This window comes from Cryptosporangium japonicum, assembly GCF_039524755.1.
In the GTDB taxonomy this organism is placed as follows: Bacteria; Actinomycetota; Actinomycetes; order Mycobacteriales; family Cryptosporangiaceae; genus Cryptosporangium; species Cryptosporangium japonicum.
This window is the reverse complement of sequence record NZ_BAAAGX010000023.1, coordinates 1-21,226: the sequence shown is the minus strand read 5'-3', so window position 1 is coordinate 21,226 and position 21,226 is coordinate 1. Positions and strand designations below refer to the sequence as shown.

The 21,226-nt window shown below is 71.6% G+C and carries 17 protein-coding genes and 1 pseudogene; 13 read left to right on the top strand and 5 right to left on the bottom strand.

Going from position 1 to position 21,226, the window contains the following annotated elements; genetic code table 11:
- Window positions 1-86 precede the first annotated feature (86 nt).
- Window positions 87-1,316: a cytochrome P450 gene (locus tag ABD437_RS27980; RefSeq protein ID WP_344651925.1), complete on the top strand. Its 1,230-nt coding sequence runs from the start codon at window positions 87-89 to the stop codon at window positions 1,314-1,316.
- A gap of 452 nt (window positions 1,317-1,768) precedes the next feature.
- Window positions 1,769-2,761: pseudogene (locus tag ABD437_RS27975) on the top strand (Rid family hydrolase); the annotation flags it as partial.
- Here the strand turns inward: ABD437_RS27975 and ABD437_RS27970 are convergent.
- The 4 genes from ABD437_RS27970 to ABD437_RS27955 are packed head-to-tail and all read right to left on the bottom strand — an operon-like array spanning window position 2,708 to window position 6,844.
- Entirely contained in the window at window positions 2,708-3,760 is a 1,053-nt protein-coding gene (locus ABD437_RS27970; protein ID WP_344651924.1) for an SAM-dependent methyltransferase, read from the bottom strand. The pseudogene ABD437_RS27975 and the gene ABD437_RS27970 overlap by 54 nt on opposite strands.
- A 9-nt stretch (window positions 3,761-3,769) precedes the next feature.
- On the bottom strand, window positions 3,770-4,696 hold the full coding sequence (locus ABD437_RS27965; RefSeq protein WP_344651923.1) for an ABC transporter permease: 927 nt from the start codon (window positions 4,694-4,696) through the stop codon (window positions 3,770-3,772).
- On the bottom strand, window positions 4,683-5,663 hold the full coding sequence (locus ABD437_RS27960; RefSeq protein WP_344651922.1) for an ABC transporter ATP-binding protein: 981 nt from the start codon (window positions 5,661-5,663) through the stop codon (window positions 4,683-4,685). The genes ABD437_RS27965 and ABD437_RS27960 overlap by 14 nt, the downstream gene beginning before the upstream one ends.
- Complete coding sequence (locus ABD437_RS27955) at window positions 5,660-6,844, bottom strand: LolA family protein (protein ID WP_344651921.1); 1,185 nt, start codon at window positions 6,842-6,844, stop codon at window positions 5,660-5,662. Before ABD437_RS27955 ends, ABD437_RS27960 begins: the two co-directional genes overlap by 4 nt.
- A 140-nt stretch (window positions 6,845-6,984) precedes the next feature.
- Here ABD437_RS27955 and ABD437_RS27950 point away from each other — a divergent pair, with 140 nt between their 5' ends.
- Together ABD437_RS27950 and ABD437_RS27945 are read left to right on the top strand one after the other, a co-directional pair.
- A complete protein-coding gene (locus ABD437_RS27950; RefSeq protein WP_344652222.1) occupies window positions 6,985-7,662 on the top strand; it encodes a response regulator transcription factor in 678 nt (225 codons plus the stop codon).
- Window positions 7,659-9,065: a sensor histidine kinase gene (locus tag ABD437_RS27945; RefSeq protein WP_344651920.1), complete on the top strand. Its 1,407-nt coding sequence runs from the start codon at window positions 7,659-7,661 to the stop codon at window positions 9,063-9,065. The genes ABD437_RS27950 and ABD437_RS27945 overlap by 4 nt, the downstream gene beginning before the upstream one ends.
- Window positions 9,066-9,135: 70 nt before the next feature.
- On the opposite strand, the gene ABD437_RS27940 is transcribed toward ABD437_RS27945, so the two are convergent.
- Window positions 9,136-10,254 carry a DoxX family protein gene (locus tag ABD437_RS27940; protein WP_344651919.1) on the bottom strand — a complete coding sequence of 373 codons (1,119 nt, stop codon included), beginning with the start codon at window positions 10,252-10,254 and terminating at the stop codon, window positions 9,136-9,138.
- A 223-nt stretch (window positions 10,255-10,477) separates the two neighbouring features.
- Between ABD437_RS27940 and ABD437_RS27935 the strand changes: the two genes are divergently transcribed.
- From ABD437_RS27935 to ABD437_RS27895, 9 genes are all read left to right on the top strand, one after another.
- On the top strand, window positions 10,478-11,407 hold the full coding sequence (locus ABD437_RS27935) for a Rossmann-like and DUF2520 domain-containing protein (RefSeq protein WP_344651918.1): 930 nt from the start codon (window positions 10,478-10,480) through the stop codon (window positions 11,405-11,407).
- Window positions 11,408-11,463: 56 nt separating this feature from the next.
- Window positions 11,464-12,342: a pantoate--beta-alanine ligase gene (gene panC / locus ABD437_RS27930; RefSeq protein WP_425558265.1), complete on the top strand. Its 879-nt coding sequence runs from the start codon at window positions 11,464-11,466 to the stop codon at window positions 12,340-12,342.
- Between the two features lie 10 nt (window positions 12,343-12,352).
- Window positions 12,353-14,020 carry an L-aspartate oxidase gene (locus tag ABD437_RS27925; RefSeq protein ID WP_344651917.1) on the top strand — a complete coding sequence of 556 codons (1,668 nt, stop codon included), beginning with the start codon at window positions 12,353-12,355 and terminating at the stop codon, window positions 14,018-14,020.
- Window positions 14,017-14,868, top strand: a complete 852-nt coding sequence (gene nadC / locus ABD437_RS27920; protein ID WP_344651916.1) for a carboxylating nicotinate-nucleotide diphosphorylase — start codon at window positions 14,017-14,019, stop codon at window positions 14,866-14,868. Before ABD437_RS27925 ends, nadC begins: the two co-directional genes overlap by 4 nt.
- A gap of 6 nt (window positions 14,869-14,874) precedes the next feature.
- Window positions 14,875-15,636, top strand: coding sequence for a type III pantothenate kinase (locus ABD437_RS27915; RefSeq protein WP_344651915.1), 762 nt, complete (start codon window positions 14,875-14,877; stop codon window positions 15,634-15,636).
- A 3-nt stretch (window positions 15,637-15,639) separates the two neighbouring features.
- Window positions 15,640-16,278: a TetR/AcrR family transcriptional regulator gene (locus ABD437_RS27910; protein ID WP_344651914.1), complete on the top strand. Its 639-nt coding sequence runs from the start codon at window positions 15,640-15,642 to the stop codon at window positions 16,276-16,278.
- Window positions 16,279-16,305: 27 nt separating this feature from the next.
- A complete protein-coding gene (gene lysS / locus ABD437_RS27905) occupies window positions 16,306-17,826 on the top strand; it encodes a lysine--tRNA ligase (RefSeq protein ID WP_344651913.1) in 1,521 nt (506 codons plus the stop codon).
- A gap of 110 nt (window positions 17,827-17,936) precedes the next feature.
- Window positions 17,937-18,287 carry a histone-like nucleoid-structuring protein Lsr2 gene (locus ABD437_RS27900; protein WP_035860138.1) on the top strand — a complete coding sequence of 117 codons (351 nt, stop codon included), beginning with the start codon at window positions 17,937-17,939 and terminating at the stop codon, window positions 18,285-18,287.
- A 274-nt stretch (window positions 18,288-18,561) separates the two neighbouring features.
- Window positions 18,562-21,093 (top strand): ATP-dependent Clp protease ATP-binding subunit, encoded by a 2,532-nt coding sequence (locus tag ABD437_RS27895; RefSeq protein WP_344651912.1) that lies wholly within the window; start codon window positions 18,562-18,564, stop codon window positions 21,091-21,093.
- Window positions 21,094-21,226 lie beyond the last annotated feature (133 nt).

Genomic DNA, 21,226 nt, shown 5'->3' with positions numbered 1-21,226 from the left:
CGGTCGCCAGTTGATCGGCGCCGCTTCCGACGCCTACGGTGAGCTCCACCTGCTCATCGTCCCAGAACGGCAGTTAGCGTGGTGGGATGACCGGTTCTCTCGCCCCGGCGTTCGACCCTTGGTCGCCGGAGTTCGTCGCGTGGCCCTACGACGTGTTCGCCGACCTGCGTGCCCATGCGCCGGTCTGGCGGTTCGAGCGCACCGGGCAATGGGTGATCTCCCGCCACGCCGACGTCGACGCGCTGCTGCGTGACCGCCGCCTCGGCCGGTCCTACCTGCACGTGGCGACGCACGCCGAGATGGGCCACGAGGCGCCGGCGGACCACCTCGAGCCGTTCTGGACGCTGAACAACAACGGGATGCTCGACCGCGAGCCGCCCGACCACACCCGGTTGCGTCGCCTGGTGTCGAAGGCGTTCACCCCGCGGACCGTCGAGCGGCTCGCACCCTGGGTGCGTTCGTACACCGAAGGGCTGGTCTCGACGCTGCTCGACGCGGGCTCGGACGGGACGCCGGTCGACCTGATCGAGACCGTGGCCGAGCCGCTGCCGGTGGCCGTGATCGCCGAGATGCTGGGCATCCCCGAGGCCGACCGGCACCTGCTGCGGCCCTGGTCGGCGGACATCTGCGGGATGTACGAGCTGCGCCCGTCGGCGGCGGCGCAGGAGAAGGCGGTGCGCGCCAGCATCGAGTTCACCGACTACCTGGTCGCACTCGCCGCCGAGCGTCGCAAGAACCCCGGCGACGACCTGATCAGCGCGCTCGCGACCGTTGTCGACGCCGGTGACCAGCTCACCGACCCCGAGCTGGTCGGCACGTGCGTCCTGCTGCTCAACGCCGGACACGAGGCGACGGTGAACGTCACCGGGAACGGCTGGTGGGCGCTCTTCCGCAACCCGTCCGAGCTGGCCCGGCTGCGTGCCGGTGAGGTGGGGGTCGGCACCGCGATCGAAGAGCTGATGCGCTGGGACACGCCGCTGCAGCTGTTCGAGCGTTGGGTGCTCGAGGACATCGAGGTGCACGGTGTCCGGATCCCGCGGGGCGACGAGGTGGCGCTGTTGTTCGGGTCGGCCAACCGGGACTCCGCGGTGTTCCCCGACGCTTCGCGGCTCGACCTGGGCCGAACCCCGAACCCGCACATCTCGTTCAGCGCGGGCATTCACTACTGCCTGGGTGCGCCGCTGGCCCGGTTGGAGCTCAGCACGTCGTTCGAGACGATGTTGCGCCGCGTGCCGGGGCTGGCGCTGGCCGAGGAGCCGCGCTGGAAGGGCGGCTTCGTGATCCGCGGGTTGGAGGCTTTGCGGGTCACCGTGTGACCGCGGCGTCGGCGCATCGTCCGGTTCCGCCACGAACGAGCGCGGAGGCGTCGTAGGGTGTCTGCCAACTCGGTTTGCCCCGGTGCCGCTTCGAAGCGGAAGATGTCCGCACCGGACGGAGCGTGGCCACGCCGAAGTGGCCCGAGGGGCGCGCAGACGGGTCAGGGTACGAGTCTCGAGAGTCGCTGGGACGGTTGGGCGTGAGCTTCGGAGTGACCGACGATGTGGGTTCCAACGGCCGGCACCGGGCGCGCGACGCGGCAGATCATCCCGAGCTGTCGCGACGTCGTTCGCGGCGGGACTCGTGGGACAGCCCGCCGTCGGTCGGCGAGCCGCGACGGCGTCCGGATCCACTGACCGATCCGCTCGGGGCGGTGGAGTCGCCGGATCCGCTGGGCGGCGAGCGGCCTTCCCGGCGTGAGCGTCGGTCCTCGTTCGGCGACTCCGACGAGATGCCACCGGGCCGGTCGGCGGCGCGGCGTGACGACCCGGCGCGCGGCGCGGCCCGGGAGGGGCGCCGGAGCCACCCCGACGAGCTGGACCGGCCCCGGCGCGTGCCCTCGCAGCGCCGCCCCGAACCCGGTGACGACGGCGAGTACGGCGGCCGGGTGCTGCCCCGCCGCTCCGACCGGCCCCGCGGTGCCGCGGACGACCCCCTGCGTCGCAGCGGCGAGATCATCGACCGGCCGCGCGGCGTCGCCGACACGGGTGAGCGCTCGCGCCGGAGCATGGACACGCCCGACCGCCCCCGGGGCGTGGCCGACACCGGCGACCGGATGCGCCGCAGCGGCGAGATCACCGACCGTCCGCGTGGCTCCGCCGACACGGGTGACCACCTGCGTCGCAGCGGGGAGATCACCGACCGTCCGCGTGGGTCCGCCGACACGGGTGACCACCTGCGTCGCAGCGGGGAGATCACCGACCGTCCGCGCGGGGTCAGCGACACCGGTGAGCGCGCACGGGCGGCGGCTCGGGCTTCGGTGCCGGTGGCCGGGCGAGCGGTCGTCGGCGAGCCGATCCGCCCCGACGCCGCCCAGCGCACGTCGGGCCGGATCGTGTCGGTGCCGGAGCGCGCACGGGCGTCGCGCAGCGCCCCGGCGGTGAGCCGCACCCCCACCGGCGAACCCGAGGCCATCCGCCGGGTCAACCCGTTCGACCTGCCCGCACCACGCGGCTACTCGCACGCGACGATCGCGACCGGCCAGCTGGTCTTCCTGGCCGCGCAGTCCGGCGTCGACCTCGACGGCCGGATCGTCGACGGCGGGCTGGTCGGCCAGTTCGACCGGGCCGTGGCGAACCTGCTCTCCGCGCTCGCCGCCGCCGGCGGTTCGGCCGAGCACCTGGTCAGCATCACCATCCAGGTCACCTCGATCGACGACTACAAAGCCAACTCACGCCCGATCGGTCACGTCTGGCGCGCCCGCCTCGGCGGGCTCATGCCCGCCCTCTCGGTCAGCGAGGTCCGCCGCTTCTGGGACGCCGAGGCCGAGATCCAGATCGCGGCTCAGGCCGTGCTCCCCTAGCGGCTGGAGCAGCCAATAGAACGCTCCCAGGCCGTCGGGGGCCAGCAGCTCGGCGGCCCGGGACGCCGAGCTCAACGCGTGCAGGTACCGCGCCGGGTCGGCGCTCGCCAGTTCGCGCGGGGGCAACCCGCCCGAGAGGCCGAGCGCACGCAGCACGTCACGCTGCCGCCGCAGCGGGGCACCGGGGGCGAGCGAGTCCATCGCCACGTGCGCGGTGAGGTCGCAGCTGCCGTCCGGTACCGGCGGCACCTGCCGTCCACCCCGGTAGCCGGTGAGCGTGCCGCCGACCGGACGCGCGCCGGCCACGTGCCCGTAGTCCACGGCGACGGCCAGCCCGCGCCGCACCTGTCCCACGGCCGCGGCCCAGGCGGCGTCGCGCGTCAGCCCGATCTCGGCCCGGTCCCCGGGTGCGCGAAGCGGCCACCAGCGTTCCAGCCACGCCGCGTCGGCGCCCGAGACGACCGGGCCCGGCGTCTCCTCGCCCGACGGCGACACGAGAACCACCCGGTCGACGCCGGACGCGTCCCGGGTGGCCACGTCCACCGGCACGTTGTCGAGCCACTCGTTGGCCACGAGGAGCCCGTCCACCGGAGGAATCTCCGGGCCCCACCGGTACCCGACCCCGGCCGGGCGCGGCCCCCGCTCCACCGCGGTCAACCGCAGCCGCCGCCCCAGCGCGCCGGGCACGGACAGCGCCGAGAACAACTCCCCGCCGCCGGCCCCCACGTCCACCAGGTCGATCGGATCCGGCTGCCCCAGCGCACTGTCGACCCGTGCGAGCAGTTCCCCGATCGCGTCCGCGAACAGATCCGGGGCGGCCTGCACCGACGTGCGGAAATGCGCACCCGGGCGGTTCACGCGGTAGAACCCGCCCGGCCCGTACAGAGCTTCGTCAGCCGCTGCGCGCCAGGTAACCGCCACGGCCGAAGACTACGAGGTGACGTCCTTCGAGCCGAACCGTGCCCACGCGGCGGAGGCGGACACCGCGGTCCAGATCAGCGCGCTGACCAGCCCGGGTACGAGCGCGCCGTAGGAGATCGGGTCACGCAGCAGCTCGCCGAAGTCGGTCCAGTAGTTCGTCAGCAGGAACGGGTGGATCACCTCGAGCTGCGGCACCGCGCCGAGCACCTGCGACGTGATCGCGGTGGCCACGACGGCGATCGTGGCCCCGATCGGCTGCTCGGTGAGCGTCGAGACGAACAGGCCGACCGCCGCCAGCGCCACCAGGCACAGCGTCAGGTAGACGCAGACCATCCCGAGCCGGAGCACGGCCTCGCCGAACCCCACCGGTGTGCCGGAGAGCAACGCGGCCGGCCCGGCGCCGAACAGCAGCAGCCCGATCGCGACGCCGGCCACCGCGATCACCAGCACGCCGACGAACGTGTACGTGATCACCGCGGCGAACTTCGTCAGCAGCAGGCGGGTGCGGCTCACCGGCACGGTCAGCAGGTACCGCAGCGTCCCGAGCGAGGCCTCGCCCGCGATCGCGTCCGCGGCGGTGGTGGAGATCGCCAGCGGCAGGAACAGCGGCAGCGCGACGGTGAGCGCGGCCAACGCCACGAACAGCCCGTTGCCGTTCACGAGCGAGAGGAACGCCGGTCCTTCGCCGCCGCCACGCGGGCCCGACCACCGGACCGCCACCGCGATGACGATCGGCACCGCCGCGAGCACGGCCAGCGCGGCCTGGTTCCGGCGCCGCCCGAACATCAGCCGCAGCTCCGACCGGAACATCCGTCCGGCCGGGAACCCGGTGGTGAGCGCGGGAACGTCGTCGACGGCCGCGGCACGCGACGGACGCAGCGTCGGCACCGGCACGAATGCTCCGGGCACCAACGCGTACTGCTTAGCCGCTGACATCGAAGCCCTCCCCGGTGAGCCCGACGAACACCGATTCGAGGTCCGGCACCACCACGCGGAAGCCTTGGACCGGAACACCGTCGTACACCAGGGCGGCAACGACCCGGTCGGACGGCAGCTCACCGAGCGCCGCGCCGACCCGGCGCCCCTGCACGACGACGTCGGGCAGCTCGAGCCGCTGCATCGTCGCGATGGCGTCCACCGGGCGGTCGGTCTCGACCTCGACCCGGGTGGCCGTGCCGGCGCGCAACTCGGCCAGCGGCGCCTGCGCGACCAGGCGTCCGGAGTTCATCACCCCGACGTGCGTGCAGACCTGCTCGACCTCGGCCAGCAGGTGGGTGGAGAGCATCACGGTGGTGCCGGCGGCGGCGAGTTCCGCGATCAGCGTCCGGACCTCGCGGGTGCCCTGGGGGTCCAGTCCGTTCGTCGGCTCGTCGAGCACGAACAACTCACGTGGACGCAGCAGCGCGGCCGCGAGCCCGAGCCGCTGGCGCATGCCCAGCGAGTACACCCGGTACTTCTTCCGCCCGGCCGGGGTGAGCCCCACCCGGTCCAGCGCGGCGCCGATCCGGGCCCGCGAGGTCGTCGGGTCGGCCGTGCGGTCGACCGCGTCCAGGCGGCGGAGGTTGTCGAGCCCGGACAGGTGCGGGTGGAACGCCGGCCCCTCGACCAGCGCCCCCACCCGCGGCAGGAGCGTGGCGGCGTCCTCGGGCATCCGGCCGCCGAGCAGCCGGTGGGTGCCCGCGGTGGGGCGGGTGAGGCCGAGCAGCATGCGGATCGTCGTGGTCTTCCCCGAGCCGTTCGGCCCGAGGAAGCCGTAGACCGCGCCGGTGGGCACGGCCAGGTCGACGTGGTCGACCGCGACCTGCCCACCCCGGAACTGCTTGGTCAGACCCACGGTGGTGACCGCGTGGGCGTCCGCGTCGGGAGAACGCCGGTGCGGACGCTCGACCGCGGGCGCGGTCACCGCTTCGCCGCCTCGTAGAGCCGCTCGGGGTCGACGGCGCCGAACACCAGCCGGCCGTCGTCGGTCAGCACCGCGCAGAGCAGGTCGGACTCCAGCAGGCGGCCGCTGCCCCAGGCGCCGTTCACCTTCGGCAGCAGATCGAGCATCGACTTCGTCCGGGTGTCGCCGGACCCGGGGGAGTCCAGCCCGGTCAGGATGCCGACCTGCGTCCAGCCGGCGCCGACCACCGTCAGCCGGTCCTTGATCGCGGGGTGCTCGGCGGCGGCCACGGGCTGCTCGGTGACGGTCGCGCCGGGCGGCGGGGTGAACGTGAACTGCGCCGGGTCGGGCGCGGAGAACGAGACCTGGGTGAAACCGACCTCGAACGCGGGCTTGGACGCGTTCCGCGCGTAGATCCGGACCCGCAGCGGCATCTTCTTGTCGGCGTCGATCGCGAGACGCACCTGACCGACGCGGCTGGCTCGGTCCTTGGGCTTCAGCACGAGTTCGTACGCGGCCCGGCCGGCGACCTTCGCGGTGCCGTCGGTGGTGACCTCGGTGCTCGGCGAGATCGCGGCCAACGCCTGGTCGGCGGCGTCCTGGGGGGTGCTCGGCAGCGGCGAACCCGACGGCTGGACCTTCTTCAGGTCCTCGTCGGTGAGCCGGGTGTGGGTGGCCTCGTTCTTCTGGCTCGACCAGGTCCACACGTCGTTGCCGTTGCGGACGACGTCGGACTCGCCGAGCGAGCCGACCAGCGCGACCCGCTGCTTGTCTTCCCCGCCGTACCAGACGCGCAGCGTGTGGGTGCCGGTCAGCATCGACGTGAAGTCCGAGCTGCCCTGCGACCCGGCGCCGGAGAAGTTCGGCAGACCGAGGTCGGACTTCTGGACGACAGTGCCGGAGAGCGGGTGCGGAACCGCGGTCTGCAGATCGACGAGGAGCTGGGCCGCGGTGCGCGGCGGCAGCGCGGGAGACGCGTCGGCGGCGGTGAGGAACCGGCTGACACCACCGATGGTCAGCGCCAGCACCAGTACGGCGGCCGGGAACGCCCAGCGCAGAGCCGGCCGACGCACGAACAGCGGCCGCCGGGGCGGCGCGGTCGCGTCGGAGTTCCAGCTCGAGCCGCTGAGTACTTCCGGCTCCGGATGGTGGTCCTGCGGGGACCGCTCGGGCGGCGGTGCCCCGGAATCCCGCGGAGACATGGCGAACACCTCTCGGTGGGCAGCGGTACAAGTTGATGCTGCTCGGTGCATGCTGAGATCGGGCTGAGACGGTGGGTGGTCCTCAGTCTTCTCTCAGTGCTAATGACAAACGCTTCGAAGATATGGGCGAAGGGACGCTGGTGCGGGTATTGGTCGTCGAGGACGAGGTCCGGCTGGCCGGAGCGCTCAAGCGTGGGCTGCAGGCCGAGGGGTTCGTCGTCGACGTCGCTCACGACGGCCAGGACGGCCTCGAGCGCACCCGGCAGAACGAGTACGACGCGGTCGTGCTCGACGTCATGCTGCCCCGGCTGTCGGGCTACCGGGTGGTGCAGGCGCTGCGCGCGGAGCGCAACTGGGTGCCGGTGCTGATGCTCTCGGCCAAGGACGGCGAGTACGACCAGGCCGACGGGCTGGACGCCGGCGCCGACGACTACCTGACGAAGCCGTTCTCCTACGTGGTGCTGGTGGCCCGGCTCCGTGCGCTGCTGCGCCGGGGGGCGCCGGAACGGCCGGTGGCGCTGAGCGCCGGTGACCTGGTGCTCGACCCGGCGTCCAAGCGCGTCACCCGGGGCGACGTCGAGATCACGCTCACCGCGCGGGAGTTCGCGCTGCTGGAGTACCTCATGCGGCACGCCGGTGAGGTCGTCAGCAAGGTCGAGCTGCTCGAGCACGTCTGGGATCTGTACGACACCGGCGAGGCCAACGTCGTCGAGGTGTACATCGGTTACCTGCGGCGCAAGATCGACCAGCCGTTCGAGCGCCGGGCGGTGACGACCGTGCGCGGGGCGGGGTACCGGCTCGAGCCGGACGGCGGATGAGCCTGCTCCGCCTGCCGGTCCGGCGGTGGCGGCGGGCCCGCCTCAGCACGCGGCTGGTGGCGCTGGCCACCGCGGCGGTGGTGGTGGCGCTGGCGGTGAGCACGGTGGTGCTCGTCGTCGTGCTCAAGTCGACGCTGGAACGGGCGCTCGACGCGGCGGCCAGGCAGACCGGCGAGGACGTCGCCGCGCTGGTCGAGACGGAGAACCTGCCCAACCCGATTCCGGCCGGCGGCACGACGGTGGTGCAGGTGATCGACACGAACGGCCGGGTGCTGGCGGCTTCGGCCGGCGCCGACCGGCTGGTGCCGATGCTGCCGAAGGACGAGTTGGCGCTGGTCAAGCGCGACGAGGAGCGGTACGAACCCGGTTACCGGTTCGGGGTGAAGGACGTCGTCCGGGTGGTCGCGGTGTCGGCCGGCGACAAGACCGTGCTGGTCGCGATCCCGGCCGGTGAGGTGCACGAGTCGGTGCGGGTCGTGCGGGTCGGCCTGCTGTCCGGGTACGCGGTGCTGTTGGTGCTGCTGGTCGTGCTCGCCTGGCGGATGGTGGGGGCGGCGCTGCGTCCGGTGGAGGCGTTGCGCCGGGGCGCGGAGGCGATCGCGTCCGGCGGGGCGTCGCAGCCGCGGCGGGACAGCGGCCGGTTGCCGTTGCCGCGGGCCCGGGACGAGATCTTCCGGCTCGCGGTCACGCTGAACACGATGCTGGGCCGGCTGGACGCCGCCAGGGCACGGCAGCGGGCGTTCGTCGCGGACGCGGCCCACGAGCTACGCAGCCCGCTCGCGAGCCTGCGCACGCAGATCGAGGTCGCGGACGTGACGTCGGTACCGGCCGAGCCGGCCGACCTGCTGGCCGACGTCGAGCGGCTGACCCGGCTCGTCGACGATCTGCTGCTGCTCGCCCGGATGGACGACGCCCCGGCCGGGGGACCCCACGGGGCCCGGCGCCCGGCCGAGCCGGTGGAGATGTCGGTGGTCGCGGACGTGGCCGTGGCGCGGTCGGCCGGTGCGCGGGTGCCGGTGGAGCGCGTCGACCGGCCCGGTGCGGCGTCGGCGGTCGTCGAGGGCGACGAGGACGCGCTGACCAGGGTCGTGACGAACCTGGTGGAGAACGCGGCCCGGTACGCCGAGACCCGCGTCGAGGTGCGGGTGGGCGCGGCGGACGACCGCGCCTGGCTGGAGGTCGTCGACGACGGACCGGGCATACCGGCGGCCGACCGGGAGAAGGTCTTCGCGCGCTTCACCCGGCGCGACGACGCCCGCGACCGGGGCAGCGGCGGGGCCGGGCTCGGGCTGGCGATCGCCCGCGAGATCGTGCGTCACCACGAGGGCACGATCGAACTGTCCGACGCGTCACCGCACGGTCTGGTGGCGACGGTCCGGATCCCGCTGCCGCATCCGGAGTGATGGCGCCCCGACGTCGCCGCTCGGGCCTGAGACGCGACGTCGGGACGCCATCGAGGAAGGTCGCTCCCGGTCAGAGCAGGTGAGCGCCGAGGCTGGTGAGCATTGCGAGCAGAGCGACCCCGGCGGCGACGCACTGCACGGCGGCGCCGTTGAAGAACGGGATCCGGGAGTCGACCGAGTACCGGCCGGGGCCGGCCAGCAGCAGGCCGAGCGCGGCTCCGCTCAGCACCAGCGGCAACTCGATGCCGTCGTGGCTGGCGAAGAACCCGTTGCCGAGGTTCACCGCGACCATCGCGTTCACGGTGACGCCGATGATGCCGCCGGCCGCGAGCGGGGTGAGCAGGCCCGCGGCCAGGAACAGGCCGCCGAACAGCTCGCCGATGATGGCGGCCAGCGCGAACATGGCCCCCGGCGTGTAGCCGAGCGCGGAGAAGCCGTCGGCGGTGGCGCCGAAGCCCGCGCCGCCGAACATGCCGAACGCTTTCTGGGCCCCGTGAGCGGCCATCGTGAGGCCGACGACGAGCCGCATGAGCAACAGGCCGGCGTCGGCGACCGCGGCCGGCGTCTCGATCGTGAGCAGTGCGCCGGTCGAACCCCAGTCGAGCGGGGCGGCGTGGCGCGGACCGGCCCAGATCGTGCGGTTGGTGGACGGTGCGGCGGCGTAACTCAGGTCGAACGGACCGGTGGCGCGGGGCGGCGGTGCGCTCGGACGCCGGGCGGTGTGGTCGGTGGTCGGCTCGTCCGCCGTCTCCGGCTCGGCCGGCGCGGGGCCGGGCGGAATGATCGGGCGGCCGAGGATGGGCACGAACGGTTCGGGCTCGGGCTTGCTGGGGGCGGCGGGCTTCTCGGCCGCCACCGTCGCGTCGACCTCGATCGTTTCGTGCGCCGCCGTCACCTGCTCGACCGTTTCGGGCCCGACCGTTTCGGACGCGGCGGGCTCGGGTTCCTCGTGGGCGCCGGATTCGGAGGGCGCGGCTTCCGGTTCCTCGGTGACCAGGGGCGGTGCGGCGGCTTCCGGTGCTTCCGGTTCCTCGACGGCTTCCGGGGCGGCGGGGGGCATCACGCTCGTCGGCGCGGCCACGACCGCGCTCCACAGTGCGTCGAGCACCGAGCGCTCTTCGAACACGGAGTGGTGCTCGGGTTCGGCGGCCCGCCGGCCGTGCCTGCTCGTCGTGGCACTGCGAGCCATGCAGCCTCCTCGGACCCAGCGGGCAAAGTCGCCTTCACCCCATTAATAGATGAATACGCCAATTCCGGCAAGTGGTGTAATTCGTCCGTTGTAGTGCCGACAAACGTTGACGGTGTTCGCGGTTCAGTAACGGTGTTGTGACACACCCGACACGGACTTCTCGGTCCATCCCGCGCCCGCGCATACTTGCCGCGACCGGTACCGGAATCCCGAGGACTGGATCATGGATCACGCGCACGGTTCCCCGCTCGACCCGCCGAGCCCCGCCGACCGGCCGGGCCGGCTCGCCGTCGGTCTCGTCGGCGCCGGCCGTGCCGGATCGGTGCTGGCCGCCGCGCTGGCCCGGGTGGGGCACCGCACCGTCGCCGTGTCGGCGGTGAGCAGTGCCTCCCGCGAGCGCGCCGCCAAGCGTCTGCCCGGAGCTCCGGTCGTCCCGCCGGACGCCGTCGTGGCCGCGGCCGACCTCGCGCTGCTCGCGGTTCCGGACGACGCGCTGGAGCCGCTGGTGACCGGCTTGGCCGAGGTCGGGGCGTTCCGCCCGGGCCAGCTGGTCGTGCACATCTCCGGCGCGCACGGGCTGGACGTGCTGCAGCCGGCGATCCGCGCGGGCGCCCTGCCGCTGGCGCTGCACCCGATCATGACGTTCACCGGCCGCGACGAGGACGAGAGCCGGCTGGTCGGCGTGCACTGGGGCGTGACGACGGTGCCGGAGTTGCGTCCGGTGGGTGAGGCGCTCGTGGTCGAGATGGGCGGCGAGCCACTCTGGGTGGAGAACTCGCAGCGTGCGCTCTACCACGCCGCGCTCGTGGTGGCCGCGAACCACCTGGTCACCCTCATCAACGACGCGGTGGACCTGCTGCGTGCGGCCGGAGTGGAGCGGCCGGGCGCCGCGCTCGCCCCGCTGGCCGGCGCCGCTCTGGACAACGCGCTGCGCTCCGGCGACGCCGCCCTCACCGGCCCGGTGTCGCGCGGGGACGCCGGCACCGTGGCCAACCACCTCGACGCGTTGCGCGGCCGGCACCCCAGCGCGGTGGCCGGCTACCTCGCGATGGCCCGCCGCACGGCCGACCGAGCCATCGCCGCCGGCCGCCTCGACCCCGCGTCCGCCGAGGGCCTCCTGGACGTGTTGGGTGGCCATTCGACGTCGACCTGATGCAGTACGTGGCAGGTGGAGCGCCGCTGGGCGGGCCGTGCAGGACGGAGCGAAGAATGAGCGCAGTAAGGGTGCCGATCGTGGTGCATGACCGCGAGGCACTGGCGCGTGAGCGCGAGCGGGCGGACGGGCCGGTCGCGGTCGTGATGACGATGGGCGCGCTGCACGAAGGGCACGCGGCGCTGCTGCGTCAGGCCCGGGCCAGGGCCGCGACCGTGATCACGACGATCTTCGTGAACCCGCTGCAGTTCGGGCCGAACGAGGACTTCGACCGCTACCCGCGGACGCTCCCGACCGACCTGGAACTGTGCGCCCGGGAGGACGTCGACGTCGTCTTCGCGCCGAGCGCCGACGTGATGTACCCGGACGGGCAGCCCCGGACCCGGGTCAACCCGGGGCCGCTGGGCGAGATCCTGGAGGGCGCCAGCCGCCCCGGGTTCTTCCACGGCGTGCTGACGGTCGTGCTGAAGCTGATCAACCTGACCCGGCCGGACGTGGTGTTCTTCGGTGAGAAGGACTACCAGCAGGTCGCGCTGGTGCGTCAGATGGTGCGTGACCTCGACCTGGACATCGAGGTCGTCGGGGTGCCGACCGTGCGCGAGCCGGACGGGTTGGCGCTCTCCAGCCGCAACCGGTACCTGTCCGGCCCGGAGCGGGCCACCGCGCTCGCACTCGCGAACGCGCTGCGTGCCGGCTCCGCGGCCGGGGAGAACGGTGCCGCGGCCGTCGAAGCGGCGGCGAAAGCGGTGCTCGGCGACGCGTCCGGCCTCGAGCTGGACTACGCGGTCGTGACCGCGCCCGACCTGGGCCCGGCGCCGGAGAGCGGCGAGGCCCGGCTGATCCTCGCGGCGAAGGTCGGCACCACCCGGCTGATCGACAACGGCCCGGTGAGGCTCGCATCACGGACCGAACTACCGCCGTTCACCGGCGCCTAGGCTGCTCGACGTGGATGTCCAACGGAGGACTGCGGGTGCTGGAAACACGATCCCGCGTCGACTGCTGACCGCGTCGCCGGGCTGGACCGTCACCGCGGACGTCTGCGTGATCGGCTCCGGTGTCGCCGGGCTCTGCGCCGCGCTGCACGCCCGGGAAGCCGGCCTCTCGGTCGTCGTCGTGACGAAGGTCAACATCGACGACGGGTCGACGCGCTGGGCGCAGGGTGGCATCGCGGCGGTGCTCGACCCGCTCGACACCCCGGCGGCCCACGCGCGGGACACGCTCGTCGCCGGGGTCGGGCTGTGCGACCCGGCGGCCGTGGACGTGTTGACCCGCGAGGGGCCGGCGCGGTTGCACGAGCTCATCGCGGCCGGGGCCGAGTTCGACCGGCACTCCGACGGCTCGCTGATGCTCACCCGCGAGGGCGGCCATCACGCGAACCGGATCGTGCACGCCGGCGGCGACGCCACCGGCGCCGAGGTGCAACGCGCGCTGCACGCCGCGATCCACCGCGACGACGGCATCCGGCTGATCGAGCACGCGTTGGTGCTCGACCTGCTCACCGGCGCCGACGGCCGGGCCGCGGGCGTCAGCCTGCACGTGCTCGGCGAGGGGTCGGAGGACGGTGTCGGCGCGGTGCTCGCGCGTGCGGTCGTGCTGGCCACCGGCGGCCTCGGGCAGGTGTTCGCGTCGACGACGAACCCGGCGGTCTCCACCGGTGACGGGGTGGCGCTGGCGCTCCGGGCCGGTGCGGTCGTCACCGACCTGGAGTTCGTGCAGTTCCACCCGACCGCGCTGTACCTGGGCGCGAACGCACCGGCCGGTCAGCAGCCGCTGGTGAGCGAGGCGATGCGCGGCGAAGGTGCCTACCTGCGCAACGGCGCGGGCGAACGGTTCATGGTCGGACGCCACGAACTGGCCGAACTCGCGCCGCGTGACGTCGTCGCGAAGAACATCACCCGGGAGATGCTGTCGGCCGGGGCGGAGCACGTGTGGCTCGACGCCCGGCACCTGGGCGCTGATTTCCTCGAGCACCGGTTCCCCTCGATCCTCGCGCGGGCGCGGCAGGCGGGCATCGACCCGGTCACCGACCTGGTGCCGGTGGCACCGGCGGCGCACTACGCGTCCGGCGGGGTCCGCACCGACCTGCGTGGACGCACCAGCGTGCCCGGCCTCTACGCCTGCGGTGAGGTGGCCTGCACCGGTGTGCACGGCGCGAACCGGCTGGCGTCGAACTCGCTGTTGGAAGGTCTGGTCTTCGCCGGCCGGATCGGTGCGGACCTGGCCCGTGACCTGCCGCCCCAGGCCGAGCCGGTCGACGTCGACGGGAACGGTCTGGAGCACTACGTGGTGTCGTCCACGGTCCGCGAGGACCTGCAGCACGCGATGGTGCGGGGCGCGGGCGTGCTGCGCTCCGCCGCGTCGCTGCGGTCGACGTCCGACGCGTTGGTGCAGCTGGGCGGCAAGCGTTCCATCGACCCGCGGCCGGTGAACTGGGAGGTCACGAACCTCCACACGGTCGCGACCGCGCTGGTCGCCGCGGCTTCGATGCGCGAGGAGACCCGCGGGTGCCACTGGCGCGAGGACTTCCCCGACGCCTCCGACGAGTGGCGCGGGCATCTGTTGGCCGCGATCGCGCCGGACGGGGCGCTCACCGAGACGTATGAGGCGATGTGAATCTCGATCCGGCCTGGGTGGCCGACCTGGTGGCGCGTGCTCTGGCCGAGGACCTCGGCGGCCCCGACGGAGTCGACGTGACGAGCGTCGCGACGATCCCGGCGGGCCAGGTCGACGTCGTGGACATGGTGGCGCGCGCTCCGGGCGTGGTGGCGGGGCTGCCGGTGGCGCTGGCGGTGTTCGAGGCGGTCGGTGACGTCTCCACCGAGGCGCTGGTGGACGACGGTGCGGCGGTGGAGCGCGGCGACGTGCTCGCGACGATCACCGGGCCGACGCGTGCGCTGCTCACCGCGGAACGCACCGCGCTGAACCTGATCTCGCGCGCCTCCGGGGTGGCCACGCACACCCGCCGCTGGGTCACCGCGATCGACGGAACCGGCGCGAAAGTGCTCGACACCCGGAAGACGACGCCGGGTCTCCGTCCGCTGGAGAAGTACGCCGTGCGCGCCGGTGGCGGCACGAACAAGCGGATGGGCCTCTACGACGTCGCGATGATCAAGGACAACCACAAGCTCGCGGCCGGCTCGATCACGGCCGCGTACGAGGCCGTCCGGGGCACGTTCCCGGAGGTCGCGGTGCAGGTGGAGGTCACGACCGTCGCCGAGGCCGTCGAGGCGGTGACCGCCGGGGCGACGTTCCTGCTGCTCGACAACATGGGGCCGGAGCTGCTGCGCGAGGTGGTGGCCGCGGTCGGCGGCAAGGCCGAGCTGGAAGCCACCGGGAACCTGACGCTCGACCGCGCCCGCGAGTTCGCCGGCACCGGCGTGGATTATTTGTCGGTCGGCGGCCTCACGCACTCGTCGCCGATTCTCGACATCGCGTTGGACCTTCGACCCCGAGAGGCGTGAAAGACGGTGCTGCTGACCATCGACGTCGGTAACACGAACATCGTGCTCGCGACCTTCTCGGGGGAGAAGCTCGTGCACTCCTGGCGGGTGCGCACCGACAGCCGGATGACCGCCGACGAGCTCGCGCTGCTCTTCCGCGGGCTGCTCGAGTCGGAGGCCGTGCAGATCACCGGCGTCTCGGCCTGTTCGACGGTGCCGGCGACGCTGCGGGAACTGCGGACGATGCTCGACCGGTACTACGGCGACATCCCGACGATGATCATCGAGCCGGGTGTCCGCACCGGGGTGTCGATCGTGATGGACAACCCGAAGGAAGTCGGCTCCGACCGGATCATGAACACGCTGGCCACGTACCACCTGTTCGGTGGGCCGGCGGTCGTCGTCGACTTCGGTACGTCGACGAACTTCGACGTCGTGGGGCCCGACGGGGCGTTCATGGGCGGCGCGCTGGCCCCGGGCATCGACATCTCGGTCGACGCGCTGGCCGCACGCGCGGCGCAGCTGCGCAAGGTCGAGCTGGTGCGGCCGCGGTCGGTGATCGGGAAGAACACGGTCGAGGCGCTGCAGTCGGGCATCATCTACGGCTTCGCCGGGCAGGTCGACGGCATCGCGCGCCGGATGGTCGAGGAGCTCGGTGGTGCGTCCGCGGTGGTGGCGACCGGTGGCCTCGCTCCGCTGGTGATCGGCGAGTCCCGCGAGATCACCCACCACGAACCCAACCTCACGCTCATCGGCCTGCGGTTGGCGTTCGACCGGGCGGCCCGCTGAGCCATGGCGGAGGACACCCGGCGGCGGCTGATCGACGGCGCCATCGAAACCGTGCGGCGCAACGGCATCACCGGGACGTCCGCCCGGACGGTCGCGGCGACCGCCGGCGTCAACCAGGCGCTGGTCTTCTACCACTTCGGCAGCGTCGCCGACCTGCTCAGCGAGGCCTGCCGGGTGGCCACCGCGGAGAACGTCGAGCGCTACCGGGAGCAGTTCGCCGGGGTGCGGACCCTGCGTGAACTCCTCGTGCTCGGGCGTTCGCTGCACGAGGACCAGCGGGACCGGGGCAACGTCACCCTGTTGGCCCAGATGCTGGCGGGCGCCCAGGCCGACGAGCGGCTCGCGGCCGCCACCCGGGACGCGATCGGGCTCTGGGTACGCGAGATCGAGGCGGTTCTGCGCCGCGTCGTGGTCGGTTCGCCGATCGAACCGGTCGTCGACGTCACCGGGCTCGCGTCCGCGGTGTCCGCGGCCTTCGTCGGCATGGAGTTGTTCGAGGCCGTCGACCCGGCCGGTTCGACGGCGGCGCTCGACGCCCTGGACCGCCTCGGGATTCTGCTCGAGGTGGCCGACGATCTCGGGCCGGTCGCGAGCGCCGCGCTCCGCCGCCGGATCCGCGGCGCGACCGCCGGTCAAAACTGATCGTGCCGGGTCGATAGGCTTTGCCCCGTGACCGAGAACTCCACTGCTCCCGACCCTGATGGCGACGCGTTCGACAGCGACGTGCCGGAGCAGGTAAGGGTGCGGTTGGAGAAGCGGGCCCGGATGCTCGCCGAGGGCACCGAGCCGTATCCGGTGGGATTCCCACGCACCACGACGCTCGCCGCGATCCGCGACCGCTACGCCGATCTCGGGGCCGACGAGCACACCGGGGAGCGCGTTTCCGTCACCGGCCGGGTCATCTTCATTCGCAACACCGGAAAGCTCTGCTTCGCGACGCTGCGTGAGGGCGATGGCACCGAGCTGCAGGCGATGCTGAGCCTCGCCCAGGTCGGGGCGGAATCGCTGGAGCAGTGGAAGTCCCTGGTCGATCTCGGTGACCACGTCGGTATCGAGGGCGAAGTCATCACCTCCCGGCGTGGTGAGCTGAGCGTGTTCGCGGACCGGTGGATTCTCACCACTAAGGCACTGCGCCCGTTGCCGGTCGCGCACAAGCCGATGGGCGAGGAAACTCGCATCCGGCAGCGTTATGCCGATCTGATCGTGCGGCCCGAAGCGCGTCGCATGGTGGAAGTGCGTACCGAGACGGTACGGGCATTGCGGGATTCCCTGAACCGTCGGCAGTTCCTCGAGGTCGAGACGCCGATGTTGCAGTCCGTACAGGGCGGTGCCGCGGCGCGACCGTTCATCACCCATTTCAACGCGTTCGATCTCGACGTGTACCTGCGCATCGCTCCCGAGCTGTTCCTGAAGCGTTGTGTGGTCGGTGGTATCGAGAAGGTTTACGAGATCAATAGAAACTTCCGCAACGAAGGGGCGGATTCAACGCACTCGCCGGAATTCACCATGCTCGAGGTGTACGAAGCCTACGGTGACTACGACACCATGGCCCGGCTCACCCGTGAGCTGTATCAGGAAGCCGCGACCGCGGTGTTCGGCTCGACGGTGGTGGAGCGCTTCGACGGCACCGAGATCGACCTCGGCGGCGAATGGCAGACCGCGTCCCTGTTCGAGCTCGTCTCGGGCGCCATCGGCGAGGAAGTCACCCCGGAGACGCCGATCGAGACGCTGCGTGGGTACGCCGAGAAGCACGGTATCGCGGTGAATCCACTGTGGGTTCACGGCAAGCTGGTGGAGGAGTTGTTCGAAGCGCTCTGTGAGGAGCAGCTCGCCGGCCCGATCTTCGTGCGCGACTATCCGCTCGACACCAGCCCGCTCACCCGCCCGCACCGGTCGCGACCGGGCGTCGCCGAGAAGTGGGACCTTTACATCGGTGGCGTCGAGCGCGGCACCGCGTACTCCGAACTGGTCGATCCGGTGATCCAGCGGGAAAAGCTGGTGGCCCAGTCGGCGCTCGGCGCCAAGGGCGACGTCGAAGCGATGCAGTTGGACGAGGACTTCCTGCGTGCCCTCGAATACGGCATGCCGCCATCCGGTGGAATGGGTATGGGTGTGGACCGTATGCTCCAGGTGTTCACCGGTCGGGGCATCCGGGACACGATTCTCTTCCCGTTCGTGCGCCCGGTATAAGGCGCGGTACGGTTACCGAGCGTTTCCGCGATACTGGGTATTGGCATTGCGGTCGTCGCCGTGATTGTATTTAGTCGTACCCAGTTTTTCTGGTGATCCGGGAGGAATTCGTGGCGCAGAAGGTGCAGGTGCTTCTCGTCGATGACATCGACGGAGGCGACGCAGAAGAGACGGTCTCGTTCTCGCTCGACGGCGTGTCTTACGAAATCGACTTGTCTGCGAAGAACGCCGCGACGCTGCGCGACGCGGTTGCGCCTTACGTCGGCGTCGCCCGCAAGGCCGGCCGCGCGCAAGCCACGAAGGCCGCCGCCGCCACCCGGGTCCGTTCGTCCGGTTCCACCGCGACTGCTGATCGTGAGCAGAACCAGGCCATCCGGGAATGGGCGAAGAAGCGCGGATTCAAGGTTTCCGATCGCGGCCGCATCCCGAGCGACATCGTGAAGCAGTTCCACGCCGGCTGACTTCCCCGGTAGCTCCCCCGGCTCCGGCACCCCGCGAGCGCCGCCGACCACGACGTCCGTAATCTGCAGGTAGCGGCAGATACGGCTGTTCGCTCTCAGCGGACAGCTGGTCGGAAGTGAGACTTCGGCTTCACCGTTGTAGGAACTGTGGTCGTACTGATCCGGTCCCCGTGGCGGGTGGCCGGAGGTCACCACCCGACTACAGTGGTGGGACGAGCGCCATCAGGTGTTCGCGACCACACGGTGCTCACCGGCACGTGAGGAGCAACGAGGGATGTTCGAGAGGTTTACCGACCGCGCGAGGCGTGTTGTCGTCCTGGCTCAAGAAGAAGCCCGGATGCTCAACCACAACTACATCGGCACCGAGCACATTCTGCTCGGCCTCATCCACGAGGGTGAGGGCGTCGCGGCCAAGGCGCTCGAGTCCCTGGGGATCTCGCTGGAGGGTGTCCGCCAGCAGGTCGAGGAGATCATCGGGCAGGGGCAGCAGGCGCCGAGCGGGCACATCCCGTTCACGCCGCGGGCCAAGAAGGTCCTGGAGCTGTCGCTGCGCGAAGCGCTGCAGCTGGGCCACAACTACATCGGCACCGAGCACATCCTGCTCGGTCTCATCCGCGAGGGTGAGGGCGTGGCCGCCCAGGTCCTGGTGAAGCTGGGGGCCGACCTGAACCGGGTCCGCCAGCAGGTGATCCAGCTGCTCTCCGGCTACCAGGGCAAGGAGCCGGCCGGCTCCGGTGCCCCGGCCGAGGGCACGCCGTCGACTTCGCTCGTCCTCGACCAGTTCGGTCGCAACCTGACGCAGGCCGCGCGCGAGCAGAAGCTCGACCCGGTCATCGGTCGGGAGAAGGAAATCGAGCGGGTCATGCAGGTGCTGTCCCGCCGCACCAAGAACAACCCGGTGCTGATCGGCGAGCCCGGCGTCGGCAAGACCGCCGTCGTCGAGGGCCTAGCCCAGGCGATCGTCAAGGGCGAGGTGCCCGAGACGCTCAAGGACAAGCAGCTCTACACGCTCGACCTCGGCGCGCTGGTCGCCGGGTCGCGCTACCGCGGTGACTTCGAAGAGCGCCTGAAGAAGGTGCTCAAGGAGATCCGCACCCGCGGCGACATCATTCTGTTCATCGACGAGATCCACACCCTGGTGGGTGCGGGTGCCGCCGAGGGCGCGATCGACGCCGCGTCGATCCTGAAGCCGATGCTGGCCCGGGGTGAGCTGCAGACGATCGGCGCCACCACGCTCGACGAGTACCGCAAGTACGTCGAGAAGGACGCCGCTCTCGAGCGCCGGTTCCAGCCGATCCAGGTCGGCGAGCCGTCGCTGGCCCACACGATCGAGATCCTCAAGGGTCTGCGCGACCGGTACGAGGCGCACCACCGGATCTCCATCACCGACGGTGCCCTGGTCGCGGCCGCGACGCTGGCCGACCGGTACATCTCCGACCGCTTCCTGCCCGACAAGGCGATCGACCTGATCGACGAGGCCGGCGCACGGATGCGGATCCGCCGGATGACCGCGCCGCCGGACCTTCGCGAGTTCGACGAGCGCATCGCCGGCGTCCGGCGCGAGAAGGAAAGCGCGATCGACGCGCAGGACTTCGAGAAGGCCGCGTCGCTGCGCGACAAGGAGAAGCAGCTGCTGGGCCAGAAGGCGCAGCGGGAGAAGGAATGGAAGGCCGGTGACCTCGACGTCGTGAGCGAGGTCGACGACGAGCAGATCGCCGAGGTGCTGGCGAACTGGACGGGCATCCCGGTCTTCAAGCTCACCGAGGAGGAGACCAGCCGTCTCCTGCGCATGGAGGACGAGCTGCACAAGCGGGTCGTCGGCCAGGAGCAGGCGATCAAGGCGGTCTCGCAGGCCATCCGGCGTACCCGGGCCGGCCTGAAGGACCCGAAGCGTCCCGGTGGTTCGTTCATCTTCGCCGGCCCGTCCGGTGTGGGTAAGACCGAGCTCTCGAAGGCGCTGGCCGAGTTCCTGTTCGGTGACGAGGACGCGCTGATCCAGCTCGACATGTCGGAGTTCCACGACCGGTACACGGTGTCGCGTCTGGTCGGTGCCCCTCCCGGCTACGTCGGGTACGACGAGGGCGGCCAGCTCACCGAGAAGGTGCGCCGCAAGCCGTTCTCCGTGGTGCTCTTCGACGAGGTCGAGAAGGCCCACCCGGACGTCTTCAACACCCTGCTGCAGATCCTGGAAGACGGTCGTCTCACCGACGGCCAGGGCCGCATCGTCGACTTCAAGAACACGGTGCTGATCCTGACGTCGAACCTGGGTACCCGCGACATCGCCAAGGCCGTGTCGCTCGGCTTCCAGTCGGGCAACGACACGTCCAGCAACTACGAGCGGATGAAGCTCAAGGTCCAGGACGAGCTGAAGCAGCACTTCCGTCCGGAGTTCCTCAACCGTATCGACGACACGATCGTGTTCCACCAGCTCACCGAGGACGAGATCGTCGAGATCGTCGACCTCATGCTGGCCCGGGTCGACACGGCTCTGAAGAACAAGGACATGGGGCTCGAGCTCACCGACGGCGCGAAGAAGCTTCTCGCCGCCAAGGGCTACGACCCGGTGCTGGGTGCCCGGCCGCTGCGTCGGACGATCCAGCGCGAGATCGAGGACACGCTGTCGGAGAAGATCCTCTTCGGAGAGCTGGCCGCTGGTCAGATCGTCGTCGTGGACGTCACCGGCACCGACGAAACCGACCGCACCAAGGGCGAGTTCACGTTCCGTGGCGCCGACAAGCCGGCCGAGGTGCCGGACACGGTCACCGCGGAGATCGCGTCCTCGGGTGAGGCTCCGGCCGCCGAGTAACACGCGCTTCGGTCGAGAGGGCGGGCTCCACTGGGGCCCGCCCTTTCGCGTGCGCGGGTTTCCGGGCCTACGACAGGTTGGTGGGCCCTTGGAGTCAACCGGTCGTGGCAACGGTATTAGGCGGCGTGGTTGA